The sequence below is a fragment of the Pseudomonas iranensis genome (assembly GCF_014268585.2).
Taxonomy (GTDB): Bacteria; Pseudomonadota; Gammaproteobacteria; order Pseudomonadales; family Pseudomonadaceae; genus Aquipseudomonas; species Aquipseudomonas iranensis.
Genome location: NZ_CP077092.1, coordinates 5,850,615 through 5,877,024, shown reverse-complemented (window position 1 = coordinate 5,877,024; position 26,410 = coordinate 5,850,615). Strand labels below are relative to the sequence as shown.

The 26,410-nt window shown below is 62.8% G+C and carries 24 protein-coding genes; 16 read left to right on the top strand and 8 right to left on the bottom strand.

Going from position 1 to position 26,410, the window contains the following annotated elements:
• Positions 1-3 precede the first annotated feature (3 nt).
• The 7 genes from HU724_RS26515 to gshB all read right to left on the bottom strand — a co-directional run bounded on the left by HU724_RS26515 (position 4) and on the right by gshB (position 6,357).
• The gene (locus HU724_RS26515) at positions 4-1,275 is read right to left on the bottom strand and encodes a dihydroorotase (protein WP_186569312.1); all 1,272 of its coding nucleotides are present in this window, start codon (positions 1,273-1,275) and stop codon (positions 4-6) included.
• Entirely contained in the window at positions 1,272-2,276 is a 1,005-nt protein-coding gene (locus HU724_RS26510) for an aspartate carbamoyltransferase catalytic subunit (protein ID WP_016772736.1), read from the bottom strand. Before HU724_RS26510 ends, HU724_RS26515 begins: the two co-directional genes overlap by 4 nt.
• A 27-nt stretch (positions 2,277-2,303) precedes the next feature.
• Complete coding sequence (gene pyrR / locus HU724_RS26505) at positions 2,304-2,810, bottom strand: bifunctional pyr operon transcriptional regulator/uracil phosphoribosyltransferase PyrR (RefSeq protein WP_024014655.1); 507 nt, start codon at positions 2,808-2,810, stop codon at positions 2,304-2,306.
• An 81-nt stretch (positions 2,811-2,891) separates the two neighbouring features.
• Positions 2,892-3,329 carry a Holliday junction resolvase RuvX gene (gene ruvX, locus HU724_RS26500; RefSeq protein ID WP_016772738.1) on the bottom strand — a complete coding sequence of 146 codons (438 nt, stop codon included), beginning with the start codon at positions 3,327-3,329 and terminating at the stop codon, positions 2,892-2,894.
• Positions 3,329-3,901, bottom strand: a complete 573-nt coding sequence (locus HU724_RS26495) for a YqgE/AlgH family protein (protein ID WP_016772739.1) — start codon at positions 3,899-3,901, stop codon at positions 3,329-3,331. Before HU724_RS26495 ends, ruvX begins: the two co-directional genes overlap by 1 nt.
• A 431-nt stretch (positions 3,902-4,332) precedes the next feature.
• Positions 4,333-5,232 carry an energy transducer TonB gene (locus HU724_RS26490; RefSeq protein ID WP_024014654.1) on the bottom strand — a complete coding sequence of 300 codons (900 nt, stop codon included), beginning with the start codon at positions 5,230-5,232 and terminating at the stop codon, positions 4,333-4,335.
• 153 nt (positions 5,233-5,385) lie between these two features.
• Positions 5,386-6,357: a glutathione synthase gene (gene gshB, locus HU724_RS26485; RefSeq protein WP_116658337.1), complete on the bottom strand. Its 972-nt coding sequence runs from the start codon at positions 6,355-6,357 to the stop codon at positions 5,386-5,388.
• Positions 6,358-6,582: 225 nt separating this feature from the next.
• On the opposite strand from gshB, the gene pilG reads away from it, so the two are divergent.
• The 16 genes from pilG (at position 6,583) to madM (ending at position 25,233) form a co-directional block, all read left to right on the top strand.
• The gene (pilG, locus tag HU724_RS26480; RefSeq protein WP_016772743.1) at positions 6,583-6,987 is read left to right on the top strand and encodes a twitching motility response regulator PilG; all 405 of its coding nucleotides are present in this window, start codon (positions 6,583-6,585) and stop codon (positions 6,985-6,987) included.
• A 60-nt stretch (positions 6,988-7,047) separates the two neighbouring features.
• A complete protein-coding gene (pilH, locus tag HU724_RS26475) occupies positions 7,048-7,413 on the top strand; it encodes a twitching motility response regulator PilH (protein WP_016772744.1) in 366 nt (121 codons plus the stop codon).
• Positions 7,414-7,423: 10 nt separating this feature from the next.
• A complete protein-coding gene (locus HU724_RS26470) occupies positions 7,424-7,963 on the top strand; it encodes a chemotaxis protein CheW (protein ID WP_016772745.1) in 540 nt (179 codons plus the stop codon).
• Positions 7,964-8,235: 272 nt separating this feature from the next.
• On the top strand, positions 8,236-10,284 hold the full coding sequence (locus HU724_RS26465; RefSeq protein WP_186569311.1) for a methyl-accepting chemotaxis protein: 2,049 nt from the start codon (positions 8,236-8,238) through the stop codon (positions 10,282-10,284).
• A gap of 11 nt (positions 10,285-10,295) precedes the next feature.
• Positions 10,296-16,205, top strand: a complete 5,910-nt coding sequence (locus HU724_RS26460; protein WP_186569310.1) for an Hpt domain-containing protein — start codon at positions 10,296-10,298, stop codon at positions 16,203-16,205.
• On the top strand, positions 16,198-16,668 hold the full coding sequence (locus HU724_RS26455) for a chemotaxis protein CheW (protein WP_186569309.1): 471 nt from the start codon (positions 16,198-16,200) through the stop codon (positions 16,666-16,668). The genes HU724_RS26460 and HU724_RS26455 overlap by 8 nt, the downstream gene beginning before the upstream one ends.
• 479 nt (positions 16,669-17,147) lie before the next feature.
• Complete coding sequence (locus HU724_RS26450; RefSeq protein ID WP_186569308.1) at positions 17,148-17,513, top strand: DUF6124 family protein; 366 nt, start codon at positions 17,148-17,150, stop codon at positions 17,511-17,513.
• A 506-nt stretch (positions 17,514-18,019) separates the two neighbouring features.
• The gene (mdcA, locus tag HU724_RS26445) at positions 18,020-19,690 is read left to right on the top strand and encodes a malonate decarboxylase subunit alpha (protein WP_186569307.1); all 1,671 of its coding nucleotides are present in this window, start codon (positions 18,020-18,022) and stop codon (positions 19,688-19,690) included.
• A complete protein-coding gene (locus HU724_RS26440; protein WP_186569306.1) occupies positions 19,690-20,547 on the top strand; it encodes a triphosphoribosyl-dephospho-CoA synthase in 858 nt (285 codons plus the stop codon). Before mdcA ends, HU724_RS26440 begins: the two co-directional genes overlap by 1 nt.
• Positions 20,547-20,846 carry a malonate decarboxylase subunit delta gene (locus HU724_RS26435; RefSeq protein WP_039757560.1) on the top strand — a complete coding sequence of 100 codons (300 nt, stop codon included), beginning with the start codon at positions 20,547-20,549 and terminating at the stop codon, positions 20,844-20,846. Before HU724_RS26440 ends, HU724_RS26435 begins: the two co-directional genes overlap by 1 nt.
• A complete protein-coding gene (locus tag HU724_RS26430; RefSeq protein ID WP_186569305.1) occupies positions 20,839-21,690 on the top strand; it encodes a biotin-independent malonate decarboxylase subunit beta in 852 nt (283 codons plus the stop codon). The genes HU724_RS26435 and HU724_RS26430 overlap by 8 nt, the downstream gene beginning before the upstream one ends.
• Complete coding sequence (gene mdcE / locus HU724_RS26425) at positions 21,687-22,472, top strand: biotin-independent malonate decarboxylase subunit gamma (protein WP_186569304.1); 786 nt, start codon at positions 21,687-21,689, stop codon at positions 22,470-22,472. The genes HU724_RS26430 and mdcE overlap by 4 nt, the downstream gene beginning before the upstream one ends.
• Positions 22,466-23,086: a malonate decarboxylase holo-ACP synthase gene (locus HU724_RS26420; protein WP_186569303.1), complete on the top strand. Its 621-nt coding sequence runs from the start codon at positions 22,466-22,468 to the stop codon at positions 23,084-23,086. Before mdcE ends, HU724_RS26420 begins: the two co-directional genes overlap by 7 nt.
• Positions 23,083-24,003 carry a malonate decarboxylase subunit epsilon gene (gene mdcH, locus HU724_RS26415; protein WP_186569302.1) on the top strand — a complete coding sequence of 307 codons (921 nt, stop codon included), beginning with the start codon at positions 23,083-23,085 and terminating at the stop codon, positions 24,001-24,003. The genes HU724_RS26420 and mdcH overlap by 4 nt, the downstream gene beginning before the upstream one ends.
• Before the next feature lie 67 nt (positions 24,004-24,070).
• The gene (madL, locus tag HU724_RS26410; protein WP_016772756.1) at positions 24,071-24,463 is read left to right on the top strand and encodes a malonate transporter subunit MadL; all 393 of its coding nucleotides are present in this window, start codon (positions 24,071-24,073) and stop codon (positions 24,461-24,463) included.
• A 5-nt stretch (positions 24,464-24,468) separates the two neighbouring features.
• Complete coding sequence (madM, locus tag HU724_RS26405; RefSeq protein ID WP_024014642.1) at positions 24,469-25,233, top strand: malonate transporter subunit MadM; 765 nt, start codon at positions 24,469-24,471, stop codon at positions 25,231-25,233.
• Between the two features lie 203 nt (positions 25,234-25,436).
• Here madM and HU724_RS26400 read toward each other — a convergent pair whose 3' ends face one another.
• Entirely contained in the window at positions 25,437-26,357 is a 921-nt protein-coding gene (locus HU724_RS26400; RefSeq protein ID WP_056786436.1) for a LysR family transcriptional regulator, read from the bottom strand.
• Between the last annotated feature and the right edge of the window lie 53 nt (positions 26,358-26,410).

Sequence of the window (26,410 nt, the reverse complement as noted above, 5' to 3'; positions counted from 1 at the left end):
AAGTCATGCCTGGTGAGTAATCCGCCCATCCACCAGCGTATAGCGCACCACGCCCGGCAGACTGTGGCCGATGAACGGGCAGTTCTCGCCCTTCGACAGCCAGTGTTCACCGGCCACCGTCGATGCCTTCGGATCGAACAGCACGATATCCGCCGCACCACCTACCGCCAGTTTGCCCGCCGGCAGGCGGAGGGCTTCGGCCGGGCCTGCGCTCAGACGTGCCAGCAGCGTCGGCAAGTCGAGCAAACCATCCTCGACCAGCGTCATCGCCAGCGGCAGCAGCAACTCAACACTGCTGATGCCCGGCTCGGTGGCGCCGAACGGTGCCAGTTTGGCGTCGCGCTCGTGGGGCTGGTGATGGCTGGAAATGGCCGAGACCACCCCGGATTTCACCGCTTCACGCAGACCATCGCGGTCGGCGTGGGTGCGCAGCGGCGGTTGCACGTGATAAAGGCTGTTGAAGTCGATCAGCGCTTCGTCAGTCAGGATCAGCTGATACAACGCAACATCCGCTGTTACCTTCAAGCCACGGGCCTGCGCCTGAGCAATCAGCGCCACACCGCGCGCACTGGTCAGCTGGCTGAAATGCGCACGCACGCCGGTCTGCTCGACCAGCAGCAGATCGCGAGCCAAAGCCACGGTTTCGGCGGTTTCCGGGATGCCCGGCAGGCCAAGGAAACTGGCGACCGCGCCTTCGTGGGCGAGACCGCCCTCGGCCAGATCGTGATCCTGCGAGTTGAAGATCACCGTCAGGTCGAAAGTCGCCGCGTATTCCAGCGCCCGGCACAGGGTGCGGCTGTTGCGGAAGCTCTCCAGACCGTTGCCGAACGCCACGCAACCGGCGTCGCGCAGCGCGACCAGTTCGGCCAGTTGCTCACCGTCCAGACCTTTGCTCAGCGCGCCAATCGGGAACACTTTGGTGTTGCCGGCCTCGCGGGCACGGTCGAGGATCAGCTCAGCCACGGCGGAGGTGTCGAGCACCGGTCTGGTCTTCGGCGGGCAGCACAGGCTGGTCACGCCACCGGCGGCGGCGGCGCGGGTTTCGCTGACGATCGAGCCTTTGCGGCTGTAGCCCGGCTCGCGCAGGGCTACGTTGAGGTCGACCAGGCCAGGCGCGGCGACCAGGCCTTGAGCATCGATGGTTTCTACTGCGCTGAAACCGGCCGGTGCGGCGCCGAGGGCGACGATCTTGCAGGCTTCAACGTGGATGTCGGTGATTTGATCCAGGCCGCTGCTGGGATCGATGACGCGTGCGCCGAGAATGCTGAGCTTCACTGGGCGTTCTCCTGCTCGAATTGACGTTGCGCAGTCTGCCCGCTCATGGCCATGGACAGCACGGCCATACGAATCGCGATGCCGTAGGTCACTTGATTGAGGATCACCGAGTGTGGGCCGTCGGCCACCGCCGACTCGATCTCCACGCCACGGTTGATCGGCCCCGGGTGCATGACTATGCAATCGGGTTTGGCCCCGGCCAGACGCGCGGTGGTCAGGCCGAACAGGCGGTAGAACTCGCCTTCGCTGGGCAGCAGGCCGCCGGTCATGCGCTCACGTTGCAGACGCAGCATGATTACCACGTCGACATCTTTCAGGCCTTCGGCCATGTCGGTGTAGACCTTGACGCCGTATTGCTCGATGCCGATCGGCAGCAGGGTTTTCGGCGCGATCACGCGGATGTCCGGGCAGCCGAGGGTCTTCAGCGCGAGCATGTTCGAGCGCGCCACCCGCGAATGGAGGATGTCGCCGACGATCGCCACCGAGAGGTTTTCGAAACCGCCCTTGTGCCGACGGATGGTGAGCATGTCGAGCATGCCCTGGGTCGGGTGCGCATGCCGGCCGTCGCCGCCGTTGATGATCGCCACCTGCGGGCAGACATGCTCGGCGATGAAGTGCGCCGCGCCCGAGTCGCCGTGGCGCACGACGAACATGTCGGCGGCCATCGCTTCAAGATTGCGCAGGGTATCGAGCAGCGTTTCGCCCTTGCTCGCCGACGATGTCGACACGTTCAGGGTGATCACGTCCGCCGACAGGCGCTGGGCCGCCAGTTCGAAAGTGGTGCGGGTGCGCGTGGAGTTCTCGAAGAACACATTGCACACGGTCTTGCCGCGCAGCAACGGGACTTTCTTCACCGCCCGGGCGCCGACTTCAAGGAACGAGTCGGCAGTGTCGAGAATTTCCGTCAGCAACTCGCGGCGCAAACCGTCGAGCGAGAGGAAGTGGCGCAGCTGGCCCTGATCATTGAGCTGCAGCGGGCGCTTGGTATCTAGAGGCGTCATCGCGAGGGGGACTCTCAATAGGGCGGATTAAAGGGTGACGTCTTGCAGTTCGAGCGTCAGCGGCTCGGGGCCGGACAACTTGACCCGCTGGTTGCCGGCGAGGGTCAGGGTGGCGCCGACCACGTTCGGGCGGATCGGCAACTCGCCGGCGTCCAGGTCCAGCAGGCAGACCAGGGTGACGCTGGCCGGACGGCCATAATCGAACAGTTCATTCATGGCGGCGCGGATGGTCCGACCGCTCATCAGCACGTCGTCGATCAGCACCAGATGCTGGCCTTCGATCTCGAAGGGCAGGGCGGACGGGCGCACTTGCGGGTGCAGGCCGTTCTGGCTGAAGTCGTCGCGGTAGAAGGACACATCCAGCGTGCCCAGTGGCGCATCGCTGGCCAGCTCCTTGAGCAGCGCTTGCGCGACCCAGATGCCGCCGGTGCGGATGCCGATGTAACGCGGTTCGCTGATGTCACGCTGGGCAAGGTGCGCCTTGAGGCGGGTCGCCATCTGGCTGATCAGATCGGCGGGATTGGGCAGGCTCATGGTTGCTCCTTCGTGATTCCGCGCTGCGTCCTGCCGGACGAAGCTCGGTTTATAACCAAAAGAAAAGCGCCGAAGCGCTTGTCAGGATTCAAACAATGCAGTGTTTTCATCGAGCCAGCCCTGCAGCAGCAGGGCAGCGGCGATGGCGTCCACCGGGTTGTCGCGGTAACTGCCTTTCTGCCCGCCACGCACCAGTCGCTCGCCCTTGGCTTCGAAAGTGGTCAGGCGTTCGTCGTGGGTATAGAAGGGCAGGTTGTAGCGGCCGTTGAGGCGGCGGGCGAATTTCTCCGCGCGTACGCACATCTCACTGGGCGTGCCGTCCATGTTCAACGGCAGGCCGACCACTACGGCGTCGGGTTTCCATTCTTTTATCAGCGCTTCGACCTGATCCCAGTTCGGCACGCCGTTCTGCGCTTTCAGGGTGCACAGCTCGCGGGCCTGGCCGGTGATGACCTGGCCGACCGCGACGCCGATCTGTTTGGTGCCGTAGTCGAAGCCGAGAATCAGGCGCAGGGCCATCAGGCGTGACCTGCCTGGCTGGTGAGCAGATTGAGGTCGATGCCCAAGTGCCGCGCTGCCGCTTCCAGGCGCAATTCGCTGCGAGTGTTGAAGAGGATGTCGGCGTTGAACGGGCAGGTCAGCCAGGCGTTGTCGGCCAGTTCGGCTTCCAGTTGCCCGGCTTCCCAACCGGCGTAACCCAGGGTAATCAGGCTCTGCGCGGGGCCGACGCCGTCAGCGATGGCGAACAGCACGTCCTGCGACGTCGACAGGGCGAGGTCGCCGTCCAGCTGCGCTGTGGCCTGGAAGGTCTGGCCCGCCGGGTGCAGGACGAAACCGCGATCGGTCTGCACCGGCCCGCCGATGAAGATCGGCACATCCTGGCAACGCGCCGGCGGCTCGATGTCCGGGCGCAGCTGTTCGAGGATGTCGGCCAGATTCAAGTCTTGCGGCCTGTTGACCACCAGCCCCATCGCGCCATTGGCCGTGTGCTCGACGATGTAGGTCAAGGTGTGGGCAAAGTTCGGGTCGGCCATGTGTGGCATGGCGATCAGGAAGTGATGCTTGAGGTAGCTGGGGCTGACGTTTTTCATGAGCGCTAGTGTGGCGTTCGAGGGGCGAACTGACAAGCTGGAGATGCTGACAACAACACAGATCCATTATTGGAACAGAGCTTTTGTGGCGAGGGGATTTGCTGTGGTGAGGGAGTTTATCTGTGGTTAGGGGATTTATCTGTGCTCAGGGAATTTATCTGTGGTGAAGGGATTTATCTGTGGTTAGGGGACTTATCTGTGGTTAGGGGATTTATCTGTGGTGAAGGGATTTATCTGTGGCGAGGGGATTTATCTGTGGTGAAGGGATTTATCTGTGGCGAGGGGATTTATCCCCGTTGGGGCGCGAAGCGCCCCTGAATCGCTTGATGGGTTCTGCCTGACACTCCGTATGGAATGGTTTTGCGGCTGCTGCGCAGCCGAGCGGGGATAAATCCCCTCGCCACAGATAAATCCGCTCGCCACATAAATATTCAGTTGCTGGAGAGCTTGTCGCCCCGGGCAAATTTCCAGGTGCGGATGATTTCCAGGCGGTCGATGTCCGACAGATCGCCGGTAAACGGTGCAAACGGCGCGGCCAGGCGGACGATGCGCTGCGCCGCCTGATCGAGCAGCGGCTGGCCGGAGGATTCGAGCACCAGCACTTCATACAGCGAGCCGTCGCGGTTGATCGAGACCATCAGGCGCAAATTGCCGTAGATCTGCTTGCGCCGTGCTTCTTCGGGGTAGTTGAGGTTGCCGATGCGCTCGACCTTCTTGCGCCAGTCGTCCTTGTACCAGGCGCCCTTGTCGCGCATGGTCGAGGCCGCGCTCAAGCGGTGGATGCGCGGGCGCTTGGCGTACAGCTGTTGTTCCTTGGCCAGCTCCGCCTCGAGGCTGGCGATGTCGCTGGACAACTGCGAGCTGTCGAACGCCGGCGCGTCGACGGTCGGTTTGACTTCGGTTTTGCTTTCTTCTTTCTTGGTCGGCGCCTTTTTCGGTTTCGGCGCGACGGTGGTCACCGCTGCTTTCGGTGCGGCTTCCTGCACCACTGGCTTGGCGGCGGGCGGCGGGGTGACCTTTTTGACCTGATTGTCCTGGAACGGCGCGACTTCGGTGGTCTTGGGCAGGGCTTTCTTGTCCAGCGTGCCGCTGCCTTCCTGATTTTCCTGAGCGAGAAAATCTGCCTTTTCCGGCTTCTTCTCGGCCTTGAAGGTGGCCAGGGTGATTTCCAGGGTTTTGCTGATCTGCTGCGGCTCGACCATGGTGAAACCGACGCCGAGCAGCAGCGCCAGGTGAATCAGCGCCGCGAGAAACAGGGTAAAACCGAGGCGATCGGCCGGGCGCACGCCACGATGGGCGAGTTCAGCGGGCAGATCGGACGGGAGGGTCATGACAGAAAAACCAACATCGCGTTTTCATGGGCCCGGCATGATAACGCAATGTTGGTTTTTAGCTGCAAGCGACGAGCTTCAAGCGACAAGCTGCATAGGGGCAGTTGCAAGTTTCGAGCTGCAAGCTGCAAGTCAGAAGCTTGTCGCTCGGCTTCAAGCTTGCGGCTTGGAGCTTGCAGCTTGCAGCTTCTTCTCAATGGCATCCATCAGCATCCCGCCGATATCAGTGCCGAACGCATTGTCGATTTCACGGATGCAGGTCGGGCTGGTGACGTTGATTTCGGTCAGGTGCTCGCCGATCACGTCGAGGCCGACGAACAGCAGGCCTTTCTCGCGCAGGGTCGGGCCGACCTGGGCGGCGATCCAGCGATCCTTCTCGGTCAGCGGACGCGCTTCGCCACGGCCACCGGCGGCGAGGTTGCCACGGGTTTCGCCCATGGCCGGGATCCGCGCCAGGCAGTAATCCACCGGCTCGCCATCGATCATCAGGATGCGCTTGTCGCCATCGACGATCGCCGGCAGGTAGCCCTGAATCATGATCTGCTGCTTGCCGTGCAGGGTCAGGGTTTCGAGGATCACCGAAAGGTTCGGGTGTCCGGCGGTGTGGCGGAAGATCGACGAACCGCCCATGCCGTCCAGCGGCTTGAGGATCACGTCACCGTGATGGTCGGCGAACTGACGCAATACGTCCGGGCGGCGGCTGACGATGGTCGGCGGCGTGCACTGCGGAAACAGCGTAGCGAACAGCTTTTCATTGCAGTCGCGCAGGCTCTGCGGCTTGTTCACCACCAGCACGCCAGCGGCTTCGGCCTGTTCCAGCAGATAAGTGGAATAGACGAATTCCATGTCGAACGGCGGATCCTTGCGCATCAGGATCACGTCCAGATCGCTCAGCAGTTTGTCCTGCTCGGCGTCCAGTTCGAACCATTTGTCCGGGTTGGCGAAAACTTTCAGCGGACTCATCCGCGCCCGCGCCTGGCCTTCGGCCTGATACAGGTCTTTCTGTTCCATGTAGAACAGTTCCCAGCCACGCTTCTGCGCGGCCAGCAGCATGGCCAGCGAGCTATCCTTTTTATAGGAGATGCTGGCGATAGGGTCCATGACAATCCCGACGCGAACGCTCATTGGGTTTTCCTCGAAATTTGGCTACCGGATCGGTATTGAAAAAGTGCCGCCAGAGTGGCGCCGGGCGGGTTTCGGGTCAAGGAAAAACCCGTCGATAGATTGCATCTGGAGACTGTGCTAAAAAGGCTGGCAGATCGCGCCGCCCCATGGGTTTCAAGGGTTTCAGGCCATTATTCACAGCAAAACGGACAATTTGATTCGCAAAGGCGACGGTAGAACCCTCTTATGGAACAGCAGTCCAGCGCCTTGAAGGTCATGGTGATCGACGACTCGAAAACGATTCGCCGCACCGCCGAAACATTGTTGAAGAATGTCGGTTGCGAAGTGATCACCGCCATCGACGGTTTCGATGCGCTGGCGAAGATTGCCGACCACCATCCCGGGATCATCTTTGTCGACATCATGATGCCGCGTCTGGACGGTTATCAGACCTGCGCCCTGATCAAGAACAACAGCGCCTTCAAGGCGACGCCAGTGATCATGCTTTCATCCAGGGACGGGTTGTTCGACAAGGCCAAGGGGCGGATCGTCGGCTCTGATCAATTTCTGACCAAGCCGTTCAGCAAAGAAGAACTGCTCAACGCGATTCAGGCCCATGTTCCGGGCTTCGCCGCCGTTTTGCCGCAGTAAGACACGCACAGTGACGCTCGGCCAGCGGGCCGGCAGTCGACCAGAAAAATGGGGAAGACCATGGCACGTATCCTGATCGTCGATGATTCGCCGACTGAAATGTACAAACTCACCGGCATGCTCGAAAAGCACGGCCATGAAGTGCTCAAGGCCGAGAACGGCGCCGACGGCGTGGCCCTGGCCCGTCAGGAAAAACCCGACGCGGTGCTGATGGACATCGTCATGCCCGGCCTCAACGGTTTTCAGGCGACCCGTCAGTTGACCAAGGATGCCGACACGGCGCACATCCCGGTGATCATCATCACCACCAAGGATCAGGAGACCGACAAGGTCTGGGGCACCCGCCAGGGCGCCAAGGATTACCTGACCAAACCGGTCGACGAAGACACCCTGATCAAGACCCTGAACAACGTACTCAACGGCTGATCGCGCGATCATGAACGAATCGCTGACCGCGTTCGAACTGCTCTGGCAGATCGACCAGCGCTGCCGCCTGCTGGCAGCCGACCTGCCGTCGCAAGCGGCGCGCCCGGATCGCTGGAGCGGCATCGGCTTTCGCCTCGGCGAGCATTGGTATGTGGCGCCGATGGGCGAAGTCAGCGAAGTTTTGCATGAACCGCGCTTCACCCAGTTGCCCGGGGTCAAGCCGTGGGTCAAGGGTGTGGCTAACCTGCGCGGGCGGCTGCTGCCGATCATGGACCTGTGCGGCTTCTTCGGCCATGAGTTGTCGCCGCTGCGCAAACAGCGGCGGGTATTGGTGGTGGAACATGAAGACGTGTTCGCCGGAGTGATGGTCGACGAGGTGATCGGTTTGCAGCATTTCGAACAGGGCAGTTTCGAGCCGCTGTCGATCAGCAAGCGCCAGGGCTCCAAGGCCGAATTCGTCAAAGGCTATTTCCGCCGCGAACAGAACTGGCGGGTGTTCAGCCTGTTTGCCCTGGCCAGGTCTCCGGTGTTTATGGGTGTGGCTCTATAGCAGGAACAACACAGAACCCATTGGGTGGAATGGGCTATGTGATCAGGAAAATTGTGGGTCAGACAGACCTGTGGCGAGGGGATTTATCCCCGATGGTTGGCGAAGCCGACCCAAGACCTGTATTTGAGATGTAGCCGATACGACTCAGGTTTTTGGGGCCGCTGCGCGACCCATCGGGGATAAATCCCCTCGCCACAAAATTTCTTCATCATGAGGTTGCCTCCCACAGGGATTGCAGCAGGCCTCAAAGGTGTGGGTTAAGGCGAGGACCGATGACAACAGCAAAAACAGGCAAGTCGGCAGAAGCATCGCGTAGTCGCGCGCAGATCATCGTGCTGTTTATCGCACTGATCGTGTTCATCATGCTGCTGTTCGCCAACTTCGCGTACCTCAACACCCAGGCGAACTACGACAAGCAGTACATCGGCCACGCCGGTGAGCTGCGCGTGCTCTCGCAACGCATCGCCAAGAACGCCACCGAAGCGGCGGCGGGCAAAGCGGCGGCGTTCAAGTTGCTCAGTGATGCGCGCAACGATTTCGCCCAGCGCTGGGGTTACCTGAAGAAAGGTGACCCGAACACCGGCCTGCCACCGGCACCCGTCGCCGTGCGCCCGGAAATGCGCGCGGTGCAGATGGACTGGGAACGCCTGCTGAAAAACACCGACGCGATCCTCACCAGCGAACAGACCGTGCTGTCGCTGCATCAGGTCGCCGCGACACTCGCCGAAACCGTGCCGCAGTTGCAGATCGAATACGAAAAAGTCGTGGAAATCCTCCTCCAGCGCGGCGCTCCGGCGGCGCAGGTGGCGATGGCGCAGCGGCAGTCGCTACTGGCTGAACGCATTCTTGGCGCAGTCAACACCGTGCTCGCCGGTGACGAAAACTCGCAGCAGGCCGCCGACGCCTTTGGCCGCGATGCCGCGCGTTTCGGTCTGGTGCTCAACGGCATGTTGCAGGGCAACCCGGCGCTGAAAATCAGCCAGGTCGAAGACCGCGACGCCCGCGCCCGTTTGAGCGAAATCTCCGAGCTGTTCCAGTTCGTCTCCGGCTCGGTGGACGAAATCCTCGAAACCTCGCCAGAGCTGTTCAAGGTGCGGGAATCGGCGAGCAACATCTTCACCCTGTCGCAAACCCTGCTCGACGAAGCCTCGCACTTGGCCACCGGATTCGAGCAACTGGCCGGCGGGCGCAACACCGACACCATTGGCGGCTATGTGCTGGGCTTGCTGGCGCTGGCCTCGATCATCCTCATCGGTCTGGTCATGGTCCGCGAAACCAATCGCCAGTTGCGCGAAACTGCCGAGAAGAACGAGCGCAACCAGAACGCGATCATGCGCCTGCTCGACGAAATCGAAGACCTCGCCGATGGCGACCTCACCGTAACCGCTTCGGTGACCGAAGACTTCACCGGCACCATCGCCGACTCGATCAACTATTCCGTCGACCAATTGCGCGATCTGGTCGCCACCATCAACCTCACCGCCGGCCAGGTTGCCGCTGCGGTGCAGGAAACCCAGGCCACCGCCATGCATCTGGCCCAAGCGTCTGAGCAACAGGCGCAGCAGATTTCCGAAGCCTCGACAGCGATCAGCGACATGGCCGAGTCCATCGATCAGGTCTCGGCCAACGCTGCCGAATCGTCGGCGGTGGCCGAGCGTTCCGTGGAAATCGCCAACAAGGGTAACGAAGTGGTGCACAACACCATCCACGGCATGGACAACATTCGCGAACAGATTCAGGACACTGCCAAGCGCATCAAGCGCCTCGGCGAGTCGTCCCAGGAAATCGGCGATATCGTCAGCCTGATCGATGACATCGCCGACCAGACCAACATTCTTGCCCTCAACGCGGCGATTCAAGCGTCGATGGCCGGCGACGCCGGGCGCGGGTTTGCTGTGGTTGCCGACGAAGTGCAACGGCTGGCCGAGCGGTCGTCCGCCGCGACCCGACAGATCGAAACCCTGGTGCGGGCGATTCAGGCCGACACCAACGAAGCGGTGATTTCCATGGAGCAGACCACCACCGAAGTGGTGCGCGGCGCGCGACTGGCGCAGGATGCCGGTGTCGCCCTGGAAGAAATCGAAGGCGTGTCCAAGACCCTCGCCGCGCTGATCCAGAGCATTTCCAACGCAGCGCAGCAGCAGACCTCTTCGGCCGGGCAGATCTCGCTGACGATGAACGTGATCCAGCAGATCACCTCGCAGACTTCGTCGGGGTCCACGGCCACCGCCGAGAGCATCGGCAACCTGGCGAAAATGGCCAGTCAGTTGCGCCGTTCGGTGTCCGGTTTCACCTTGCCGGCGGCGACAGATAAAGCGTGAGTGGAGTGGTTATGGGTGATCGGCACGACTACGTGGCCCTGGAATGGGTCAAGGGCGAAATTGCCGAAACGCTGAAGCTGGCGCATCAGGCGATCGAAGCCGTGCTCGACGATCCGCAGGCCTTCCCCGGGCTGGACGAGTGCCTGGCGTACATTCATCAGGTCCACGGCAGCCTGCAGATGGTCGAGTTCTACGGCGCAGCGTTACTGGCCGAAGAAATGGAGCACTTGGTCGAAGCCCTGCAACATGATCGTGTACCGCACCGCGACGAAGCCCTGCACCTGATGCTGCAAGCCCTGGGGCAACTGCCGCTTTACCTCGACCGCGTGCAGAGCGCCCGCCGCGACCTGCCGCTGGTGGTGTTGCCGCTGATCAACGATCTACGCAGCGCTCGCGGTGAAAGCCTGCTGGCGGAAACCAGCCTGTTCAGCCCGCCACTGCCCGAGCTGGCGCCGCTCGGCGACGAGGCACTCGCGGCATTGGAACCGCCCGATCTGCCGAACGTGCTGCGCAAACTGCGGCAGATGCTGCAAATGGCTCTGGTCGGTCTGCTGCGCGAACAGGACGACCAGACGCACCTTGGCTATCTGGCCAAAGTCTTCAGCCGTCTCGAAGCGCTGAGCGGCGACGCGCCGTTGAGCCCTTTGTGGCAAATCGCCTCGGCATTGGTCGAGGGCATGCGCGAGGGCGTCATCGCCAACAGTCCGGCGCTGCGCAGCCTGTTCAAGGACGCCGACCAAGAGCTCAAGCGCCTGCTCGAGCAGGGCATCGTCGGGCTCAACCAGCCGGCGCCGGCCGAGCTGCTGAAAAGCCTGTTGTTCTATATTGCCAAAGCCGAACATCCCACCGGGCAGATGCTGACCATGAAAGATCGCTACTCCCTGGACGACGCGTTGCCCGACAGCGCGATGGTCGATGAAGAACGCGCGCGCCTCGCCGGCCCCGACCGCGATGCCATGCGCTCGGTGCTGGCGGCGCTGTGCGAAGAGCTGGTGCGGGTCAAGGAGCGCCTCGATCTGTTCGTGCGCAGCGACCGCCAGCACGCCTCGGACCTGGACAGCCTGCTCGCGCCGCTGCGGCAGATCGCCGACACCCTCGCGGTGCTGGGTTTCGGCCAGCCGCGCAAGGTCATCATCGACCAACTGGCGGTGGTGCTCAGCCTCGCTCAGGGCCAGCGCGAACCGAACGACGCGATTCTCATGGACGTCGCCGGGGCCTTGCTCTACGTCGAAGCGACGCTGGCCGGCATGGTCGGCACGGTGGAGACGCAAAGCGCCGAAGACGCGCGTCTGCCGACCACCGACCTGACGCAGATCCATCAGATCGTGATCAAGGAAGCGCGCATCTGCCTGCAACAGGCCAAGGACATGATCGTCGACTACATCGACGCCGATTGGGACCGCCAGCATCTGCAATCGCTGCCCGAGCTGCTGACGCAAGTACGCGGCGCGCTGGCGATGATTCCGCTGGCCCGCGCAGCGAGTCTGGTCGAGGCCTGCAACGGTTTCATTCGCGAGCATTTGATGCTCGATGCCCACGAACCGGGCTGGGAACAACTTGATCATCTGGCCGACGTGATCAGCGGCCTCGAGTATTACCTCGAACGCCTGAGCGATGATCCGCAGGCGCCCGCCGAGCATCTGCTCGATGTCGCGCAGAACAGCCTTGCCAGCCTCGGCTTCTTTGCCAACGAGCAGCCCGGCGAAGCGCAGGTGCCGGTGCTCGATGAGGTGCTCAGCCCCAGCGAAGCGCAGCTCATGCAGGATCTGCAAACCCTCGACGACCCTGACGTCGTGCAGTCGCTGGCCGAAGTGCTCGCCAGCCCGCTGTCGGCGCTCAACCCGCCGGCGCGCAACAGCCCCGACAGCCTGATGCCGCCGCCAGCGGATGAAGAACCGGTCGACGATGAACTGCGCGAAGTGTTCCTGGAGGAGACCGACGAAGTCCTCGCGGTCCTCCACGAATACCTGCCGCGCTGGACCGCCAATCCCCAGGACCGCGCCGCGCTGACCGAACTGCGCCGGGCCTTTCACACCTTGAAGGGCAGCGGGCGCATGGTCCGTGCCTTGGTCCTCGGCGAACTGGCCTGGGCGGTGGAAAACCTGCTCAACCGCGTGCTCGAACAAAGCGTCGAGCCCGGCGCAGTGCTGCGCCAATTGCTCGGCGACACGCTGTTGCTGCTGCCCGAGCTGATCAACGAATTCGCCACCCAGCGTCAGCGCCAGCGCAACGATGTCGACCAACTCGCCGCCCGCGCCCACGCGTTGGCCAAAGGCGATGAGCCGCTGGCTGCCGAAGACACCGACGACGTCGCCGCGCTCGATCCGCTGCTGCTGGAAATCTTCCGCAAAGAAGCCGAAACCCACCTCGCCAGCCTCAACCGTTTCCTCGATCAGGCCGCCGAACAGGTGCCGTTGCCGGCCAGCGACGAGCTGCAACGGGCGCTGCACACGCTCAAGGGCAGTGCCTCGATGGCCGGCGTATTGCCGATGGCCGAACTGGCGGCTTCGCTGGATCAACTGGCCCGCGAGTTCAAGGCGCATCAGTTGCCGCTGGATCTGGACGAGGTCGAATTGCTGCTCGAAGCCGAGGGCTTGTTCCGCGTCGGCCTGCGCCAGCTCAAACACGATCCGCTGGCGCCGATTGTCGGTGCGCAGTCGCTGATCAAGCGCACCGAGGCGCTGCTCGCCGAGCGCCTGCAAGCCAGTTCCGATGGCGCTGACAGCGGCCTGCGCCTCAAGCGCGATCCGCAGCTGATCAACAACTTCCTCGCCCAGGGCATGGACATCCTCCTCGACGCCGAAAACCTCTTGCAGCGCTGGCAGCAGCACCCCGGCGAGCGCCAGGAACTCAGCGCCTTGCTCGATGAGCTGACCACTCTGGGCGAAGGCGCGCATCTGGCCGATCTGCAGGCGGTCGATGGCCTCTGCGAAGCCTTGCTCGACCTGTATGGCGCGGTGGAAGAAAGCAGCCTGGCGGTCAGTGAGCGGTTTTTCCACGAAGCGCAACTGGCCCACGAAGCGCTGATCAACATGCTCGACGAACTCGCTGCCGGCCAGGAAATCACTGCGCAACCGGAGCGGATTCGCGCCTTGCAGGATCTGCTCGACGAAGGCCTCGACCCCGCGGCGATGGGCCTGATCCGCAGCGACGGCAGTCGCACCCTCGATATTCGCGAACTGGGCAGCGCCACCGCCCAATTGCAGCAATCGGTTGCCGCCCTCGAGCCTGACGACGAGATCGTCGAAATCTTCCTCGAAGAGGCGGTGGACATTCTCGACAGCGCCGGGCAAGCCTTGCAGCGCTGGCTCAAGGACCCGGACAACGCCGCGCCGCTGTCGTCATTGCAGCGCGACTTGCACACGCTGAAGGGCGGCGCGCGCATGGCCGAGGTCGAGGCCGTCGGTGACCTTGCCCAGGAACTGGAAAACCTCTACGAAGGGCTGGTCGATCGACGCTACAACCACAGCGCCGCGCTCGAAGGTTTGTTGCAGCACAGTCATGAGCGTTTGGCGCTGATGCTGGAGCAACTGCAAGCGCATCAAGCGCTGACTCCGGCGCAGGATTTGATCGACGCGATCCGTCAGTTGCGTCAGGGCCAGGCCGCCAGCGAATCTGCCCCCGCAGCGGTCGAACACGACAACGCCGGGCATGATCCGGAGTTGCTGGAGATCTTCCTCGAAGAAGGTTTCGACATCATCGAAAGCTCCGGCGCCGCGCTGTTGCGCTGGCAGGCCGAGCCGGGCAACCGTCAGGAAATCGAAACCCTGCTGCGCGATCTGCACACCCTCAAGGGCGGCGCGCGGATGGTCGAAATCGGCCCGATCGGCGACCTCGCCCATGAGCTGGAATTTCTCTACGAAAGCCTTTCCACCGGTGCGCTGCAACCGTCCGCCGAACTGTTCGCGCTGGTGCAGCGTGGCCATGACCGACTGGCGCAAATGCTCGATGGTGTGCGCGCCGGGCAACCGTGCCCACCGGCCGATCGGCTGATCAGCGCGATCCAGAATTTCAGTCACCCGGTGCAGGTTGAAGCGCCCTCGGCGCCAGCACCGGTGATCAAGCCTGAGGCAGCGCCACCGGCCGCCGATGCTGGCGCGGACATGGTCAAGGTCTCGTCCGAGCTGCTTGATGAACTGGTCAATCTGGCCGGGGAAACCTCGATCTTTCGCGGACGGATCGAGCAGCAAGTCAACGATGCGCAGATAGCTCTCAACGAGATGGAAACCACCATCGAGCGCATGCGCGATCAGTTGCGCCGCCTCGACACCGAAACCCAGGGGCGCATTCTCAGCCGCCAGCAAGTCGATGGCGAACGCCTCGGTTATGAAGACTTCGATCCGCTGGAAATGGACCGCCATTCGCAGCTCCAGCAACTGTCGCGGGCACTGTTCGAATCCGCCTCGGACCTGCTCGACCTGAAGGAAACCCTCGACCGCCGCAACCACGATGCGGAGAACCTGTTGCAGCAACAGGGGCGGATCAACACCGAGTTGCAGGAAGGCCTGATGCGTACGCGCATGGTGCCGTTCGAACGCATGGTGCCGCGTCTGAAGCGCATCGTGCGGCAGGTCGCCGAAGAGCTGGGCAAGGATGTCGCGTTTGTGGTCGGCAACGCTGATGGCGAGATGGATCGCAACGTGCTGGAGCGCATGGCCGCGCCGCTGGAACACATGCTGCGCAACGCCGTCGACCATGGCCTCGAATCTGCCGAGGTGCGATTGGCGGCGGGTAAACCGGCGCAAGGGCAGATCACCCTCGATCTGTCCCGCGAGGGCGGCGACATGGTTTTCGACATCCGCGATGACGGCGCCGGTGTGCCGCTGGAAGCCGTGCGGCGCAAGGCGATCAAGCGCGGTCTGCTGGCGCCCGACGCCGAGATCAGCGACCGCGATGTGTTGCAGTTCATCCTTCAGCCGGGTTTCTCCACGGCGGAAAAGATCACCCAGATTTCCGGGCGTGGCGTCGGCATGGACGTGGTCCACGAAGAAGTGCGTCAGCTGGGCGGCAGCATGAGCATCGATTCGGTGCCGGGGCAGGGCGTGCATTTCCGTATTCGCCTGCCGTTCACCGTGTCGGTCAACCGCGCGCTGATGGTGCAGTGCGCTGAGGATCAGTACGCGATCCCGCTGAACACCATCGAAGGCATCGTGCGTGTGTTGCCGAATGATCTGGAAGGGCACTTCCGTCAGGATCCGCCGAGTTATCAATACGCCGGCCAGCGTTATGAGCTGTGTTATATCGGCGAGCTGTTGAAGACTGCGCCACGGCCAAAACTGCTCGGGCAGAGCCTGCCGTTGCCGGTGCTGCTGGTGCATTGCAACGACCGCCATGTTGCGGTGCTGGTCGACGCCATGGCCGGCACCCGCGAGATCGTGGTCAAGAGCCTCGGCCCGCAGTTCGCGGCGGTGCAGGGCGTGTCGGGGGCGACGATTCTCGGCGACGGCCGGGTGGTGCTGATTCTGGATCTGCTCGCACCGATCCGGGCGATGCAGGCGCGGCTGGCGCAAGAGCCGGCGCGCACGGAGATCGACAGCGAGCCGCACAAGCCGCTGCTGATCATGGTCGTCGATGACTCGGTGACGGTGCGCAAGGTCACCAGCCGTTTGCTCGAACGTCACGGCATGAACGTGCTGACCGCCAAGGACGGTGTCGATGCGATGCTGCTGCTCGAAGAGCACATGCCCGACCTGATGCTGCTCGACATCGAAATGCCGCGCATGGACGGCTTCGAAGTCGCGACCCAGGTGCGCGCCGACGAACGCCTGCGCCACTTGCCGATCATCATGATCACCTCGCGCACCGGGCAGAAACACCGCGACCGCGCCATGGCCATCGGCGTCAACGACTACCTCGGCAAGCCGTATCAGGAATCGGTGTTGCTGGAGAGCATCGCCCAGTGGAGCAAGAAACATGCATGAGCACCGGCATAACCCGCGCACCAGCCAGCTCACCGGGCTGCTGCTGCCGCTGGCCGATCGCAACCTGATCCTGCCGAATGTCGCCATCGCCGAGCTGATCGACTACCAGGCCAGCGCCTTCGATCTCGACACGCCGCCGTGGTACCTGGGCCGGGTAACGTGGCGCGAGCGGCAGATTCCGCTGATCAGTTTCGAATCGGCCTGTGGGCAGAAAATCGTCATCGGTGAACGGGCGCGGATCGTCATTCTGAATGCGCTGGGCGGCTTGCCGCAGCTCAGATTCATCGCCCTGTTGGTGCAGGGGATTCCTCGGTCGTACAAGCTCGACAGTCAGTTGAGTTATGTCGATGTGCCGTTGTGTGCGCTGGAACAGGCGGCGGTGCAGGTGGGCGAGCAGGTGGCGAAGGTGCCGGATTTGTTGGGGCTGGAGCGGTTACTGGTGGATGCGGGATTGGCCCGCTGATCCAAGGCTTTCGCTTGATCGTTCCCACGCGCAGCAAAGGAATGCAGCCCGGGACGCTCCGCGTCCCATCAAGAGCCGAACGCGGAGCGTCCGTGGAGGCATTCCCACGCGGAGCGTGGGAACGATCAACATCAAGCCACGCCTGTGTTTAAAGACACCCAGTGTTACGCCGCACCAGCCTACAAATCCTTGCGCCGCTGCCTACGCCTGCGCCAGAATCCGCCGGCTTGTGCGCCCAGGGCTTGCTGCGTAACTTGGATCGGGTCACTGATTCCCAGTGATCGGGTTTAGCAGCCCGTGGTAAATCTGAGGTTGCACGAGCACCGTCAGCCAGGCTTCACGTCTGCACTTGATGGCGGCTGTGCGCAGGGCGCTTCGGCGCGCCGGCTTCCTTAGGTTCCCCGGTCTGCTAACCTGCGTTCAGCTGCCACCCCTTCTTTTAGCAGAGATGCGGTTGCGGCTTTATCCGGAACCTGAAGATGAAAAAACCATCGCCCAATCCGCCGACCCAAGACCCGGCATCGCCCTACCAATCCCCCGACTCAAAGAAATTCCACGAAGCCGCCGAGCGTGCCCTCGACCATTACCTCGGCCCGCCCAGCGCTGACTTCATGGCCCCGCCATACACCCCCAACACGCTGTACATGGCCAACCCCGAAGCCGACACCGAGTCCTTGCTGGCCGACGCCTGTGAAACCCTTGGTTCGGCGACGGTGATGCTGCACAACCACGCCGCTTCCGTGAACGGTTCGCAGCGCAAGACCCTGCAGGGCATCGCGCAGATTGTCATGGTGGCGGAGATGGCGGTGAACCGCGTTCTGGACAAAATGGTGCCAACCGACTGAAAGCCCCTCACCCCAGCCCTCTCCCAGAGGGAGAGGGAGCCGACCGAGGTGTCTCGCGTCCTACATCGACCTGAATGACCGAGTCGATTATGGATTCACTACAACCGGTTCAGGTCGGCGTCATTCCCAAGCATCCCCCAATCAGTCCCCTCTCACTCCGGGAGAGGGCCAGGGTGAGGGGCTGTTGATTTTTCATTTCTGGATTCACCACGGCTGGTTCAGGTCGGCGTCATTCCCAAGCATCCCCCTATCGGTTCCTTCTCCCCCCGGGAGAGGGCTAGGGTGAGGGGCTGTTGATTTTTCGTTTCGGGATTCACCACGGCTGCTTCAGGTCGGCTTCGTTCCCAAGCATCCCCCAATCGGTTCCCTCTCCCTCCGGGAGAGGGCTAGGGTGAGGGTAGCTTTTGAACGTTACGCTCAGCGTAATGATTCACCACCCAGCTTGATTGATGCCCTCATCACACAGGACTAACTTGGCTCCACGACAGCGAACCCGTGGAGTGAGCATGACAACAACAATTTCCCCCGACTCGCGCTGGACGCGGCGGCGTGACGAGAAGCAGCGCCGGCTCGACAAGGTGCGCGGGCTGGCCGATGGTGCGGTGCTGCCCAGCGACAAAATCGTCGCCGCGCTCGAAGCGCTGATCCATCCCGGCGACCGCGTGGTGCTGGAGGGCAACAACCAGAAGCAGGCGGATTTCCTCTCGCGTTCGCTGGCCAAGGCCGACCCGGCCAAGCTCCACGATCTGCACATGATCATGCCCAGCGTTGGCCGCTCCGAACACCTTGATCTGATCGAACGCGGCATCGCCCGTAAGCTCGATTTCTCCTTCGCCGGCACCCAGAGCCTGCGCATCAGCCAGTTGCTCGAAGATGGCTTGCTCGAAGTCGGCGCCATTCACACGTACATCGAACTCTACGCCCGCCTCGTCGTGGACCTGATCCCCAACGTTGTGCTTTCGGCCGGTTTCATGGCCGACCGCGCCGGCAACATCTACACCGGCCCGAGCACCGAAGACACTCCCGCACTGATCGAACCGGCGGCGTTCAGCGATGGCATCGTCATCGTTCAGGTCAACCAATTGGTCGATGACGTCAGCGAACTGCCCCGCATAGACATTCCCGCTTCATGGGTCGATTTCGTCGTGGTGGCCGACAAGCCGTTCTACATCGAGCCGCTGTTCACCCGCGACCCACGCCACATCAAGCCTGTGCACGTGTTGATGGCGATGATGGCGATTCGCGGGATCTACGAAAAACACAACGTGCAGTCGCTCAACCACGGCATTGGTTTCAACACTGCCGCCATCGAACTGATCCTGCCGACCTACGGCGAATCCCTCGGCTTGAAGGGCAAGATCTGCCGTAACTGGACGCTCAACCCGCACCCGACTTTGATCCCGGCGATTGAAAGCGGCTGGGTCGAGAGCGTGCATTGCTTCGGTACCGAACTGGGCATGGAAAACTACATCGCCGCTCGGCCGGATGTGTTCTTCACTGGCCGCGACGGCTCGCTGCGCTCCAACCGCATGGTCTGCCAACTCGCCGGGCAATACGCGGTGGATCTGTTTATCGGCGCGACGCTGCAAGTCGATGGCGACGGCCATTCCTCGACCGTCACCCGAGGCCGTCTGGCCGGTTTCGGTGGTGCGCCGAACATGGGTCATGATCCGCGCGGCCGCCGTCACGGCACTCCGGCGTGGCTGGACATGCGCCACGCCGATGGGCCGCAACCGATGCTCGAACGCGGCAAGAAACTCGTGGTGCAAATGGTCGAGACCTTCCAGGAGGGCGGCAAACCGACCTTCGTCGAAACCCTCGACGCGGTGGAAGTGGCGAAGAAAAGCGGCATGCCGCTGGCGCCGATCATGATCTACGGCGACGACGTCACCCACCTGCTCACCGAAGAAGGCATCGCCTACCTGTACAAGGCGCGCTCGCTGGAAGAGCGCCAGGCGATGATCGCAGCGGTCGCCGGGGTTACCGCCATCGGCCTGCGGCACAACCCGAAAGACACCGAACGCATGCGCCGCGAGGGCCTGATCGCCCTGCCTGAAGACCTCGGCATCCGCCGCACTGACGCCACGCGCGAATTGCTCGCGGCGAAAAGCGTCGCCGATCTGGTCGAGTGGTCCGGCGGCCTGTACAACCCGCCCGCCAAATTCAGGAGCTGGTAATGCACGCATTCAACCTGCAAGCGAAACCGCTTTCTCTGGCTGACCGCTTGGCCGATCTGGCGGTGGACGCGCTGATCGACGAAGCCGATCTGTCGCCGAAACCGGCGCTGGTCGACCGTCGCGGCAACGGCGCGCACACCGATCTGCACCTGGGCCTGATGCACGCGTCGGCGCTGGCATTGTGGCCGGCATTCAAGGAAATGGCCGAGGCGGCGCTGGAGATCGGTGAAGTCGGTGTGCCGTTGCGCGAAGCGATAGGCCGCATCGGTCGTGAAGGCGAGCAAGCGATGCTCGCCACCACCAATGGCGTCAACACCCATCGCGGCGCGATCTGGGCGTTGGGACTGTTGGTGACGGCCGCCGCGCTGCAACCGGAATCCATCGCCCTGTGCGCCGCCCGCCTGGCACTGCTCGACGACCGCTACGCACCGACACCACTCAGCCACGGCGCACAAGTCGCCCAGCGTTACGGCGCACGCGGTGCTCGCGAAGAGGCGCAGCTGGGCTTTCCGTCCGTGCTGCAACGCGGCCTGCCGCAACTGCACAAAAGTCGCGCCAACGGCCACGGCGAACAGAACGCCCGGCTTGATGCGTTGCTGGCGATCATGACCGAGCTGGCCGACACCTGCGTGCTCTACCGCGCCGGCGAGCCCGGTCTGCAGGCCATGCAGGCCGGCGCGCAAGCGGTGCTCGATGCCGGTGGCAGCGCCAGCCTCAGCGGTCGTCGGCGCCTGCACGAACTGGATCAACAACTCATCGCATTGAATGCCTCGCCCGGTGGCGCCGCCGACCTGCTCGCCGCCACATTGCTGCTCGATCGTATCGAGCGCGACGGCATCTCTCAGGGAGCGTTTTGATGGAAAACCTATCGTTTGAATTCCCCGCCGGGCAGCCGCCACGCGGGCGTGCGCTGGTCGGTTGTGTCGGCTCCGGTGATCTGGAAGTGCTGATCGAGCCGGGTCTGGCCGGCAAGCTGACGATCAACGTGCAGACCTCGGTCAACGGCGCGCAGCAGCGCTGGCAGCACCTGTTTGCGCGGATGTTCGACGGCACCACGCCGCCGGCGATGGCCATCGATATCCACGATTTCGGCGCGACGCCGGGGGTGGTGCGCTTGCGTCTGGAACAGGGTTTCGAGGAGATCGGCCATGACTGACAGCGCAGCGTTGCTCAACAAACACAGCTTCGTCGAACTCGGCGCGCGGCAGCGGGCGCAAGCCTTGCTCGACGCCGGGACCTTTCGCGAACTGCTCGATCCGTTTCAACGGGTCATGTCGCCGTGGCTTGAGCGCCAAGGCGTGGTGCCGCAAGCCGACGACGGGGTGATCATCGCCAAGGGCAGCCTCGACGGTTTGCCGGTGGTCATCGCGGCGATTGAAGGTGCGTTTCAGGGCGGCAGCCTCGGTGAAGTCGGCGGGGCGAAGATTGCCGGTGCGCTGGAACTGGCCGCCGAAGACAACCGCAACGGCATCGCCACCCGCGCCGTGTTGCTGCTGGAAACCGGTGGCGTGCGCTTGCAGGAGGCCAATCTCGGGCTGGCGGCGATTGCCGATATCCATGCGGCGATTGTCGATTTGCAGCAGTACCAACCGGTGGTCGGCGTGGTCGCCGGCAGTGTCGGTTGCTTCGGCGGCATGTCGATCGCCGCAGCGCTGTGCAGTTATTTGCTGGTGACCCAGGAAGCACGCCTCGGTCTGAACGGCCCGCAGGTAATCGAGCAGGAAGCCGGGATCGAGGAATACGACTCCCGCGACCGGCCCTTCATCTGGAGCCTGACCGGCGGCGAACAGCGTTTCAACACCGGACTGGTGGACCGTTATGTCGGCGATGACGTGGCGCAGATTCGTCAGCAGGTCGGCCAACTGCTCCAGCAAGGCCTGCCGGCCCAACCGCGCAGTCAACGCGCCGAGTGGTTCCTGCAACGCCTCGGCAAGCTGAACACTGACCTGCAAATCGAACCGTCGGTGGTTCGCGATCTGTATCAAGGAGAGCGCTCATGAGCGGTTATTCATTGCGCGGTTTGCACTGGTTCAATGCGCTCAGCGCTGGCGCCAGTGTCGTCGAAGGTTTGCCGCCGTCGTTGAAAGTCGCCGACGCTGAGCTCGGCAGGTTTATCGCCGTGGTCGCCGACCCGGACAATCGTTTTCCCCGCGCCCGCAATGGCGAGGTCGGTCTGCTCGAAGGCTGGGGGCTGGCCAAGGCTGTGGATGACGCGATCAGCGCCGACCGCGACAACGCGAAAAAGCGCCCGATCATTGCCATCGTCGATGTGCCGAGCCAGGCGTATGGCCGCCGCGAAGAAGCCCTCGGCATTCATCAGGCCCTGGCCGGCGCGGCGGACAGTTATGCCCGTGCGCGTCTGGCCGGGCATCCGGTGATTGCGCTGCTGGTGGGCAAGGCCATGTCGGGTGCATTTCTCGCCCACGGTTATCAGGCCAATCGCCTGATTGCTTTGCGCGACCCGGGCGTGATGGTGCACGCGATGGGCAAGGCCTCGGCCGCGCGGGTCACGTTGCGCAGTGTCGAGGAACTGGAGGCGCTGGCGTCGAGCGTGCCGCCGATGGCCTACGACATCGACAGCTACGCCAGCCTTGGCCTGCTCTGGGAAACCCTCTCGGTGCAGCAGATTGAAAAGCCGACAGAGGAAGATCTGACGCGCGTGACTGAGTGCCTGAAGCAAGCGATCAACGATGTGACCAGCACAGATTTGAAAGGGCGCCTTGGTGCGAGCAATCGTGCCGCCTCCAGCAAAGTCCGCGAATTGCTGAGGGCGCAGTGGTGAACCTGCCCCTGGCCCACGATCTGCTCTGGGGCATGACCCCAGCGCAGTTGCCGGCGGATGCGCCGGCGTGGGCGATCGCGGCGCTGGCGGCCGGGCAACCGGTGGTGGTGCGCCGGGCCTTGAGCGAGGAAGGTCTGGTCGCGGTCGGCGTTCGTGGGGTGTTGCGCGAGCAGCGGCTGGCGACGTTTATGCCGCTGGATTCCATTGCCTGTCGGGTCAGTCCCGAAGCCCTTTGTCAGGTTGAGTGTGAGCGAGATCTGCCGGTGATGCAGGCGCTCAAACAACTGCGGCCGATACTCGATGACTGCGGTTGGGTCTGGGGTGTCAGCGGCAGTGTCGGGTTTGAATTGGCCAGTGGTTTTGCAGCGATGCACGCGGCCAGTGATCTCGATCTGATTCTGCGTGCGCCGCAGATGATCACGCGCAATCAGGCCTGCAAACTCGTGGCGCTTTTCGATCAGGCTGTGTGCCGGGTCGACATGCAATTGCAGACGCCGTTCGGCGCTGTGGCGCTGCGTGAATGGGCCAGCGGTTCGGCCCGGGTGCTGCTGAAAAATGCGCATCAGGCTGCATTGGTGATCGATCCGTGGAACCCGCAGGAGCAGGCAGCGTGAGCAGCCTGCTGGTGTTTCCCGGCCAGGGCGCGCAGCAAGCCGGCATGCTCCAGCGTTTGCCTCGGGAAACGCTGGTCGAGGCCAGCGATGTGCTCGACGAGGATGTTTTGCAGCTTGATTCAGCCGAGGCATTGCGCACGACCAGAGCGGTTCAGCTGTGCCTGCTGATCGCCGGTGTCGCTGCTTCGCGGCAGTTATTGCAGGATGAACTGACTGCGGATTACGTCGCCGGCCTGTCCATCGGCGCTTATCCGGCAGCAGTGGTGGCGGGAGCCTTGAGTTTCAGCGATGCGCTGCATCTGGTCAGCCTGCGCGGTGAGCTGATGCAGCAGGCTTATCCACAGGGCTACGGCATGACCGCGATCATCGGCTTGCAGTTATCCACCGTCGAAACGCTGCTGGCGCAAGTGCACAGCGAAGATTCGCCGGTGTACCTGGCCAATATCAACGCCGATAACCAAGTGGTCATCGCCGGCTGCGACAAGGCCATGCACGCGGTGGCCGAACTGGCGCGCAGTCGCGGCGCCGGAGTGGCGAAGCGGCTGGCGGTGAGCGTGCCGTCGCATTGCCCGTTGCTGGAAAAACCGGCGCAGGCGCTTGCCGAGGCCTTCGCCAAGGTTGAACTGAAGAACCCGAAAATCGCTTATCTGAGCGGCAGTCGCGCGCGGCCTGTGAGCAAAGCCTGCGCGCTGCGCGATGACCTCGCTTTCAACATGTGCCGCGTGGTGGACTGGCGCGGCACCGTGCAAAGCGCCTACGAGCGCGGCGTGCGTCTACAGATCGAACTGCCGCCCGGTGCGGTGCTGACCGGGCTGGCGCGCCGGGTGTTCGAGCAGGGCACCGTCACTGCCTTCGACAGTGCCCGCCTCGATACCCTGCAAGCGCTGTTGCGCGAGGAGGGTGGCCGCCAACTCTAAAACCGCCGCGACTCAAGCTTCGAACAACAAAAACAACATTCGACGATGCACTTTGAGGACTACAACAATGATTATTTACGGTGTGGCGTTTCTCGCCTTCTGCACGCTGGTCGGTATCTGGGTCGGTGAATTGCTCGGCAAGCTGATCGGCGTGCCGGCCAACGTCGGCGGTGTCGGTATTGCGATGCTGCTGTTGATCGGCCTGGGCAGCTATCTCTACAAGAGTGGCTGGCTCAAGGGCAAGACCGAGCAGGGCGTGGAGTTCTGGAGCGCGATCTACATTCCCATCGTGGTCGCCATGGCCGCGCAGCAGAATGTCTACGGTGCGCTGAAGGGCGGGCCGATGGCGATTCTTGCCGGCACCCTCGCCGTAGTGATCGCTTTTGCCTTGGTGCCGGTGCTGACGCGCATGGGCAACAAGCAAGAGACACCGATTGCTCCTGCCAAGACTGCGGGGTAATCGCCATGTACGAATCAATGATGAAAGTGATCACCGGTTACGGTCTGATCAGCGGCTTTTTGATTGTCGGCCTGACCATGTGGGTGTCCTACTGGATGTCCAACACCTTCACCAAGGGCCGCCTGCACGGTTCGGCGATCGCCATTCTGCTCGGGCTGGTGCTGTCGTATATCGGCGGCGCACTCACCGGTGGGCAAAAAGGCGTGGTGGATATTCCCCTGCTGTCCGGCATCGGCCTGCTCGGCGGTGCGATGCTGCGGGATTTCGCGATTGTGGCGACGGCGTTTGGGGTGAGTGTCGATGAGCTCAAACGCGCCGGACTCGTCGGTGTGCTGGCGCTGTTTGTCGGCGTTGGCACCTCGTTCGTCGCCGGCGTCGGCGTGGCGATGGCGTTCGGCTACACCGATGCGGTGAGCCTGACCACCATTGGCGCCGGTGCGGTGACCTACATCGTCGGCCCGGTAACGGGGGCGGCGATTGGTGCCAGTTCCGAGGTGATGGCGCTGTCGATTGCGGCGGGGCTGATCAAGGCGATTCTGGTGATGGTGATGACACCGTTCGTGGCACCGATGATCGGCCTGAACAACCCCCGCAGCGCGGTGATTTTCGGTGGCTTGATGGGCACCTCCAGCGGCGTTGCCGGGGGCCTGGCGGCCACCGATCCGAAGCTGGTGCCATATGGTTGCCTGACGGCGGCGTTCTACACCGCGCTTGGGTGTCTGCTGGGGCCTTCGCTGCTGTTTCTGGCGATGCGCGGGTTGATGGGCTAGCTAGTCACCCCCAAAAGCCCCTCACCCTAGCCCTCTCCCGGAGGGAGAGGGGACTGACCGAGTTGTTTTGGCGTTATACATCGACCTGAAATTTCTGAGTTGAACTGAGGTTCTGAAAAGCCCCCGATCTGCTCCCTTTCCCCCTCTACCCCTTGGGGGAGAGGGCTGGGGTGAGGGGGTAGCTCTTGATTTTTGATCTCGATCTAAACCCCAGCCTGGCGATTGGCATACATCCGACACTCCGCCAGCAACGCCAGCAAATTCGGATCGCGCTCCTTGGCCTTTAGAAACACCACGCCAATGTGCTGCTGCAAGCGGTACTTCTCCTGCAACGGAATCAGCTTCACTCGATTTTCGTACACCGCCGCAATCCGCCCCGGCAACAAGGCGTAGCCCACCCCTGAGCTGACCATGCTCAGCAAAGTGAAGATGTCATTAACCTGCATCGCCACCTTCGGCTCGAATCCCGCTTGCTTGAACACCCGCACGCCGTCCTGATGCGTGGCGAAGCCCTGGGTCAGGGTGATGAAAGTCTCGTCGCGCACTTCCGCCAGATCGACTTCACTGCGCTGAGCGAATTTTGAATCGGCCGGGGTGGCGAGGAAGATGTCGTCGGAAAACAGCGCAATCTGCTCGCAATCCGGATCGTTGATGCTGTCGTCCAGCGACACCAGAATCGCGTCGACTTCCATGTTTTTCAGCTTGTAGAGCAGGTCGATGTTCGAGCCGAGGATCAGGTCGATGTTGAGTTCGCTGCGGCGGATCTTCAGGCCCATGATCAGTTGCGGCACGGTCTTCACCGTCAGCGAATACAGCGAGCCGAGCTTGAAGCGCTCGGCGGAGAACCCGGCTGCTTCGCGGGTCAGGCGCACGCTGTCGACGACGTCGTTGATCAGCTTCTGCGCACGTTCCTCCAGCACATAAGCGCTTTCCAGCGGCGTCAGGTTGCGCCCTTCGTGTTTGAACAGCGGGCAGCGCAGGGCGTTTTCCAAAGAGTGAATGGCGCGGTGCACGCTGACATTGCTGGTCTGCAGTTCGGCGGCGGCGCGGGCGAGGTTGCCAGTGCGCATGAAGGCGAGGAACACCTCGAGTTTTTTCAGGGTCAATTCTTCGTCGATCAGCATGGCGCGGACTCTTTTTGGTATCGGCCGATTGTGCCCAATTCCTGCGGGCCGCG